The organism is Sharpea azabuensis DSM 18934 (assembly GCF_000702165.1).
Taxonomy (GTDB): domain Bacteria; phylum Bacillota_I; class Bacilli_A; order Erysipelotrichales; family Coprobacillaceae; genus Sharpea; species Sharpea azabuensis.
Window position 1 is genome coordinate 23,359 of the sequence record NZ_JNKU01000034.1, and the last position, 7,792, is coordinate 31,150.

At 35.9% G+C, this 7,792-nt stretch carries 7 protein-coding genes; 2 read left to right on the top strand and 5 right to left on the bottom strand.

All coding sequences use genetic code 11. The annotated features are described in order from the left end of the window. Positions 1-112: 112 nt before the first annotated feature. From T529_RS0108115 to T529_RS0108125, 3 genes are read right to left on the bottom strand one after another with little or no spacing between them, the layout of a single operon-like run. Positions 113-1,390, bottom strand: coding sequence for a galactokinase (locus tag T529_RS0108115; protein WP_156032223.1), 1,278 nt, complete (start codon positions 1,388-1,390; stop codon positions 113-115). Then, entirely contained in the window at positions 1,387-2,397 is a 1,011-nt protein-coding gene (locus T529_RS0108120; RefSeq protein ID WP_033163121.1) for an aldose epimerase family protein, read from the bottom strand. Before T529_RS0108120 ends, T529_RS0108115 begins: the two co-directional genes overlap by 4 nt. After that, complete coding sequence (locus T529_RS0108125) at positions 2,390-3,868, bottom strand: UDP-glucose--hexose-1-phosphate uridylyltransferase (protein ID WP_033163122.1); 1,479 nt, start codon at positions 3,866-3,868, stop codon at positions 2,390-2,392. The genes T529_RS0108120 and T529_RS0108125 overlap by 8 nt, the downstream gene beginning before the upstream one ends. Positions 3,869-4,025: 157 nt before the next feature. On the opposite strand from T529_RS0108125, the gene T529_RS0108130 reads away from it, so the two are divergent. Beyond that, positions 4,026-5,027 (top strand): LacI family DNA-binding transcriptional regulator, encoded by a 1,002-nt coding sequence (locus T529_RS0108130; RefSeq protein ID WP_033163123.1) that lies wholly within the window; start codon positions 4,026-4,028, stop codon positions 5,025-5,027. 28 nt (positions 5,028-5,055) lie between these two features. Here T529_RS0108130 and T529_RS0108135 read toward each other — a convergent pair whose 3' ends face one another. After that, positions 5,056-6,270: a MalY/PatB family protein gene (locus T529_RS0108135; RefSeq protein ID WP_033163124.1), complete on the bottom strand. Its 1,215-nt coding sequence runs from the start codon at positions 6,268-6,270 to the stop codon at positions 5,056-5,058. Positions 6,271-6,387: 117 nt separating this feature from the next. Between T529_RS0108135 and T529_RS0108140 the strand changes: the two genes are divergently transcribed. Beyond that, on the top strand, positions 6,388-7,248 hold the full coding sequence (locus T529_RS0108140; protein ID WP_033163125.1) for a YitT family protein: 861 nt from the start codon (positions 6,388-6,390) through the stop codon (positions 7,246-7,248). Positions 7,249-7,346: 98 nt separating this feature from the next. Here the strand turns inward: T529_RS0108140 and T529_RS13785 are convergent, their stop codons facing one another. Then, positions 7,347-7,697 (bottom strand): hypothetical protein, encoded by a 351-nt coding sequence (locus T529_RS13785; protein ID WP_420801848.1) that lies wholly within the window; start codon positions 7,695-7,697, stop codon positions 7,347-7,349. Between the last annotated feature and the right edge of the window lie 95 nt (positions 7,698-7,792).

A 7,792-nucleotide genomic window follows, 5' to 3' on the forward strand; every position in this document is an offset into this window, starting at 1 on the left:
TCCTTCATACAATGCTATTTTATGTAATCATTTTCATTTCAACAACTCACTTGCAGAATTTGAAAATCATTTTTAAAAAATGGTGCTATGTCTACACATAGCACCACTAATCTTATAATACTTGTTTTCCACCATATTTTCTTACTTTTAATACATGACAGCTTCCTTCACCAAAGAGCTTTTCAATCTCATGTTTATATGTTGAAACAAAGTCATCTTCCACAAATGCCTGCATTGTACCGGCAAAGCCTCCTCCATGAACTCTACATACACCTTTATCACCTAAAATGGCTTCTGAATGTACTAGAGCTAAGGCAACAGACTGATGAATTGGATCACTTGCCGCAAAGACATTCTGTAAGGCTTTATAAGAAGAATCACCTGACTCTTTAATATACTTCTTAAAGCTATCAAAGTCGTTGTTGTTTAAGGCATTGACAAGCTTTGGAACACGTTCATTTTCTTTAAAGAAATGATATGCACGAAGAACAGCACGATCATTATCAAGTGCTTCTCTTACATCCGCTAAATGACTAATAAAGTCATTGAAATCTACATCACGTAAGTATTCCTTGCCAAAATACTGTGCGACGGCATGCATTTCTTCAGGAATAGCTGCATATTCATGAGTAAGCTGGGCATGTGAGCCTTTGGCATCAACGATACATAATGAATGACGGAATGAGGCAAAGTCCACATCAACTGGTGTGACAACAGGCTGTGCTGGATCTTTGAAGTCAATCGCAATAAGGCCACCTACTGCACATGCACACTGGTCCATCAAGCCACATGGCTTTTCAAAGTAAACATTTTCGGCATACTGGCCAACCTTCGCAATTGTGACCATGTCAACCTTCATATCATTATAAAGGCCATCTAGAATAACCCCAATCATATCTTCAAAAGCAGCTGATGAGCTCATACCAGAACCTTGTAAAACATCAGAAGTCAAATAAGCACTGAAGCCACCTACCTGATAACCTAGTTCTTTCAATTTAGCACTCACCCCTCTAATAAGTGCTTCAGAAGTACCTGCTTCATCATCTTTCTTTCCTAAATCATTGATGTTAATTGCTTTAATATCATAGTCATCAGAGAGAATCTTAATTGTATCTTCATTTTTAGCGGCAATACCAATCATATCTAAATTAAGTGCTGCGGCAAGAACACGACCATGCTGGTGATCTGTGTGGTTACCACCCACTTCACTTCTTCCGGATGTTGTAAAGATATGAACGTCTTGATCTCCATAAAGTTCAATGAACTTGTCCAGTGCTTGGATATAGCGTTGAGATTGTTTTTCTAAGAGATGTTCATCAACATAGAGTTCTTTTAATTCTTCATCAAGTTGATGGTTAAGGATATAGTTTTTTATTTCTGTTGCTTTCATGATCTTACTTTGAAGCGATATGATGTTGTTTCATCATAGACTTCTCCCTTTCTTAATATTGTTTTTGAATTTCTTTCTTTATGAATACTATCAGGCATATATTGTGTTTCGATAGCTAAAGCATCACGGGCATTCATTGGTTTGCCATTTTTGCCTAAGCGTCCATCAAGATAGTTAGCACTATAGAGTTGTGCCTGTGGTAATGTTGTTGAGACTGTGAGTTCAATACCTGTTAATGGTGAATAGAGTTTGACTTGATTTGTTTCGGTATCGAAAATGAATGGATGGTCATAGCCATGACCAATTGTAAGCTGTTCATCATCTCGATGAATCTGTGAACCAATGGTTTTCTCTTCTCTAAAGTCAAAAGGTGTATGATCAACATCTCTTAATGCCCCTGTGACAAGACCGTCTTCATCACTGCATGCGAAATACTGAGCTTGTACTTGTAAGGTGTGATTATCAATAGATGATGGACAACCATTAAGGTTGAAGTAAGAATGGTTAGTTATATTGATGAGAGTATCCTGGTCACTTGTAGCATGGTAGTTAATGACAAGTGCATCTTCATCCAGTGTATATGTGGCATAAAGATCAAGATTTCCCGGGAAATGTTCTTCTCCATCTGGTGAGAAATAATGCAGGATGAGCTGGTCATTCTTGATTTCATCATCAAAGACACGATATGAAAAGCCTTTGACTCCTCCATGCAGGCAATTAGGTCCATTGTTGATGGCAAGCTGGTATGTCTTGTCATTGAGTGTAAATGTTCCTTTTGCAATACGATTGGCAACACGACCAACTAATGCACCAAGATAGCCATCATAATGGGCATAATCCTCTAAATGGTCATATCCTAGGACAACATCTTGTTGCTTTCCTTCTTTATCTTTTACAATAATACTTAAAATAGTCCCACCAAAATTACTTACATCCACACTGATTTTTTCATTTTTTAAGCGAAAGATTTTCTTACCGTCCTGATAACTTTTTACGACTTCAATCATATGTTTCCTCCAAACTTTCGACAAAGCGCATAAAGTGCTCGATACCATTTTCATCCATCTTAAATACACCAGCATCCTCTAAGACAGCAGTAAATTTCTTTGCAACCTCATTTTCAATAACATCATCAATATTACTTTCATCAACATTAAGTGTCTGAAGATAATTATACCAAGTACGATGTTTTTCTAAATCCTCAAATTCATCAAACTGATGTTGTTTGAGTAGACAGCTCTTTATTTCATTTAATTCTTTTTTCAATCGTGCTGGTAATATCGCAAGACCCATAACTTCAATTAAGCCAATATTCTCTTTCTTGATATGATGATGTTCCTGATGAGGATGGAAGATACCTAAAGGGTATTCATCTGTTGTACGATTATTACGTAGAACTAAATCTAGTTGATAGAGTTTACCCTGTCTTCTTGCGATTGGTGTAATCGTGTTGTGCGGTGCATCAGTTTTTGCGAGAATGCCAACTTCTTCATCACTGTAATTTCGCCATTCAAGAAGAATCTTATCGGCAAGTTTTACTATCTTGTCTTTTGATGCTGAAGTAAGGCGTAATGTCGATAATGGCCAATACATCAAATCAACCTGTACACCATCCAGTGTATAACTCTTAATAACCTTTGCATCTTCCATTGGGAAGTGGTAACGACCTCCCTGATAATGATCATGGGTCAAAATTGATCCACCAACAATTGGCAAGTCAGCATTTGAGCCAAGCATATAATGAGGGAAAATCGTAATGAAGTCTAAGAGATGGGAGAAAGTATGATGGTCAATCTTCATTGGGACATGATCTTTATTGAGGATGATACAGTGTTCATTGTAGTACACATATGGTGAATACTGCATATAATATGTATCACCACTTAGATTAAGCTCAATGAGTCGTAGTGTCTGACGAGCAGGATGGTTTAATGTCCCTGCAAAACCTACATTCTCCTTACAAAGAAGACATTGTGGATAGCTAGACTTCTTGATCAGCTTAGCTGCTGCTATCGCTTTAGGATCTTTTTCTGGCTTTGATAGATTAATGGTAATGTCTATATGTCCATATTGATTCTTGCGTGTGAATTTAATATTACGATCGACCCTATTTTTACGAATATAGTTAGATTTAATGGCTAAATCATAGAAATAGTTTGTAGCATCGACTGGATTTTGTTTATAAAGCATATTGAATGTCTGTTGGACTGTTGCCGGGCGAGGCATCAGGGCATTCATAATTCTTGTATCAAAGAGATCTTTTTGTGTAATACCATCTTCGATGATATTTTGGTTAATCGCATACGCCAACATGTGATCTAAGATATTATAAAGACTATCAGATGCAACTTCTTCCTCTTGAAATTCAGTTAAATGAAAGATATCTAATAGTAAATTTACTGAATAATTTACTTCATTTTCATCGATTAAATGATTTTCAAGGGCATATTTGATTAATTGATTTATATATTTGTTCATTTCAGTAAAAACCTCCCACAAACACAAGTATAATAATTTACTAAATTAACGTCAATATATTTAGTAAATTTAAATGAACTATTTATAGTATAATTTTACTAAATATTATCTTTTCATTTCTCTAAAATCTTGTATAATACAAGTAGTGAGGTGGCTTATGGCAACTTTAAAAGATGTCGCAAATAAGGCAGGTGTATCAACTGCCACAGTATCAAGATTACTTAATAATGATCCAGCTCTTATCTTGCCCGATGAAACAAAAAACAAAATCTATACAGCTGTGAAAGAGCTTGGTTATGTTAAAAGAAAAAAAGCAAAAAAAGCTGATATTACAGTTGGTATTGTTCAATGGTATTCTCTAGAACAGGAATCGAATGATCCTTTTTATTTAATGATTAGAACTGGTGTTGAAAGATATTGTACTGCAAATGATATTAATATGATTCGTATTTTTAAGACTGATGGGGATTATCTTACAAAACTTAATCGTGTTGATGGAATTATATGTATTGGTAAATTCTCATATGAAGAGATGGAGGCATTGCATATAATAAATCCTAAAATCGTCTTTATTGATATGAATATTGATTTAATTGCTTATAATACAATTAATCTAGATTTTTTCCATGCCATTAAAGAGGTTGTGAATTACCTATATGTTCTCAACAATAAAAAAGTTGGTTTCTTAGGTGGTATTGAAAAATTAGGTGATGGGTCTATCTATCCTGATCAGCGTCTTGATTATTTTAAGCATTTTTGTAAGTTACGTGGTTTAGAATGTGCTGATTACATAAAACAGGGAGAATATAGTCGTGAAGCCGGTTATTCAATGATGATTGATATGATTCATGATAATAAACTGCCGGATGCAATTTTCTGTGCAAGTGATCCAATTGCGATTGGGGCTATGCGTGCACTTAAAGAAAACAATATTCGTGTACCTGAAGATATTTCGGTTGTTGGCTTTGATGATATCGATGATGCATCCTATACCAACCCACCATTAACTACAGTTCATGCGCCTTCACTAGAGATGGGAGAAACAGGTGCAAACTTAATTCATTATATGATTATTAACAATATCACTTTCCCAAGACGCACAACTCTTCCTTGTACATTACTAGAAAGAGAATCTTGTATTAAAAGGCAAAAGAAATAGCTTCGGAAGCTCCCGAAGCTATTTTTATTTATTCACAAAATACATAGGTATCAAGGCGTTTAAATGCCTCTTGAATGCGGCTTAGTGGTAAAGCAAGATTCATTCTAATGCCATAAGGATCACCAAACATCTTGCCATCCTGCCAAGCTACCCCAACATCCCAGCCTTTTTTCTCAAGTTCTTCTAATGTCATATGATGCTTTTCTAGATATTCCTGACAATTTAAAAACAACATATAAGTCCCTTCAGGCATAGAGACATCAATACCTTCATAATGATCTTTAATATGTTGATAGGCATATTGCACATTGGCAGTTAGAACCTGTCTTAATTCATCAAGCCATTCATAGCCTTCCTGCTTATAAGCACCGATCAAAGCATGCATACTGAGTACATTCATATCATTATAACAGCTTGTTGCACTTTCTCTCAGCAATCGTTCTCTCAACCAGGTATCATAGACAATATGATATGAGCCAACAAGTCCTGCTAGATTAAATGTTTTACTTGGAGCATAGAAAGCAATTGTATGATATTTCGCATAATCATTGACTTGTTGCGTTGGAATATGTTTATGGCCTTCTAAAATAAGATCTGACCAAATCTCATCAGAAATAATATAGACATTATGCTTTTCATAGATAGCGATGACTTTTTCTAGTTCCTCACGTTCCCATACACGTCCTGCTGGATTATAAGGTGAACAGATAATAGCTGTATGAATATGATTTTCCACAATCTTTCTTTCCATATCTTCATAATCCATACGCCAGGTATTATTTTCATCTTTGATCAGTTTTGAAGCCACAAGATTGTAACCATTCTTTTTGGCAAGGGCATTCGTAAAACCAATATAGGTAGGTGCGTTGACAAGAATATTATCACCTTTAGAACAGAGAATATTGGCAGCTGTAACAACACCACCTAGCACACCATTTTCATAGCCAATATATTCTGCCTTTAAATCCGTTACACCATTACGATTTTTATGCCAGTTAATAATGGACTGATAATATTCTTTTGTCGGTCTGAAGTAACCAAAAGCTGGATGTTTAGCACGTTCAATGATGGCTTCTGTAATAGTTGGAACAGTTGGGAAGTTCATATCGGCCACCCACATTGGAATGACATCAAAACCATCTTTTGGTCGATCCGGTGTAAAGCCAGGATTTAAGCCTAGACCGTCAACAGCTAAAGCATCTTTATTGTGACGATCCATAATCGTCGTAAAATCATATTTCATATCAAAACCTCCGATGACTACTATTTTAACACAAATGACTTCCTTCTACTTTAAATACAATATATTATTGTAGAATCATCAAAAATAATCTATCATGCATTAAAAAAGGGGAAATTTATGAAATACAAACAATTATTCAAAGAACTTATACTACTTTCGCTTGCCACACTGATCATCAGTGCAGCTGTATTCTTTTTCTTAGTTCCTAGTCATGCCGCTGTTTCATCCGTTTCTGGTCTTGCCATTGTCATCAGACAATTTGTCCATTTACCTATATCAGCCATTACAATGATTCTTAATATTACCTTATTAATAATTGGCTTTTTCACTGTTGGTAAAGAGTTTGGCTATAAGACTGTTTATACATCCATTCTTCTTCCTCTCTTTATAGGGATGTTTGAAATACTTTTTCCACATTTTACATCCTTTACCCATGATGCCTTGTTGGATGTGGTTTGCTATATTTTTGTAGTGAGTATCGGGCTAGCCATGCTCTTTAATATGAATGCTTCATCGGGTGGTATTGATATTATTGCGAAGATCATGAATGTTTATTTTCATATTGAATTAGGTAAAGCTGTATCCATTGCTGGTCTTCTGATTTCTTTTTCTAGTTTACTGGCATATGATTCAAAAACTGTCATTCTTTCATTACTTGGATCTTATCTCAATGGTATTGTCCTCGATCATTTTATCTTTGATCAGAAGATGAAGAAAAGAGTATGTATTGTATCACCTAAAATAGAAGAAATTCGTCACTTCATTCTTCATGAATTACATTCCGGAGCTTCAATCTATAAATGTATTGGTGCTTATCATGGTGATGTGCATGATGAGATTGTCTGTATTACTGACAAGGCAGAGTTTAGAAAACTGATGAATTTTATCCATGAGGTTGATGAAGATGCTTTTGTCACAGTTTATAAGGTGGCAAATATGCAATATCGTTCTAAAGCTCTTGAAGAAAAAGTATTCTAGCTAAAAAGATATGGTTGTGATATGACCCCTGTCAAGTAGACAGTGAAAATATCCAAAACAACTACCAAGCAAGGTCAATTAGATTTGGCCTTGTTTTTTTATTGTTGTGCTTGCGCCTGGTGTTTTGCTTTGCTCTTCTCAATCCCTTCCCAGAATCGTTCTATTCTTCTGCTTGGTGCAATCGGATACTGTTCCGGTGTAACCGCAGTCAGAGCTTCCTGTCTTACCTGATTTGCAGTCTTCCCATGAAAACGTTTCTGTGGATATCTGTAGATATAGTATTCATATGTCCGGTAAATGATCTCTGCAGCTTCCTCATACGTATGTGCCTTGCCAAACAGAACCCTGGCCATATCCTTGATGAACCCCTGAAAGGATTCTACTGGCCCGTTATCGATACAGTGGCCAACCCGTGACATGGATTGTGTCAGTCCGTCATTCTCAAGCATCCTGGAAAATATCTTGCGTGTGTATTGAAATCCTCTGTCGCTGTGCAGGAGCGGAGTAGCTCCCTGATTCAAGGTGATGGCCATGAAGTATGTAT

What these genes read in the sequence shown, in the direction of transcription:
- T529_RS0108115 (WP_156032223.1), bottom strand. Translation starts at nt 1,390, where the DNA reads ATGAAAGCAACAGAAATAAAAAACTATATCCTTAACCATCAACTTGAT.
- T529_RS0108120 (WP_033163121.1), bottom strand. Translation starts at nt 2,397, where the DNA reads ATGATTGAAGTCGTAAAAAGTTATCAGGACGGTAAGAAAATCTTTCGC.
- T529_RS0108125 (WP_033163122.1), bottom strand. Translation starts at nt 3,868, where the DNA reads ATGAACAAATATATAAATCAATTAATCAAATATGCCCTTGAAAATCAT.
- T529_RS0108130 (WP_033163123.1), top strand. Translation starts at nt 4,026, where the DNA reads ATGGCAACTTTAAAAGATGTCGCAAATAAGGCAGGTGTATCAACTGCC.
- T529_RS0108135 (WP_033163124.1), bottom strand. Translation starts at nt 6,270, where the DNA reads ATGAAATATGATTTTACGACGATTATGGATCGTCACAATAAAGATGCT.
- T529_RS0108140 (WP_033163125.1), top strand. Translation starts at nt 6,388, where the DNA reads ATGAAATACAAACAATTATTCAAAGAACTTATACTACTTTCGCTTGCC.
- T529_RS13785 (WP_420801848.1), bottom strand. Translation starts at nt 7,697, where the DNA reads ATGCTTGAGAATGACGGACTGACACAATCCATGTCACGGGTTGGCCAC.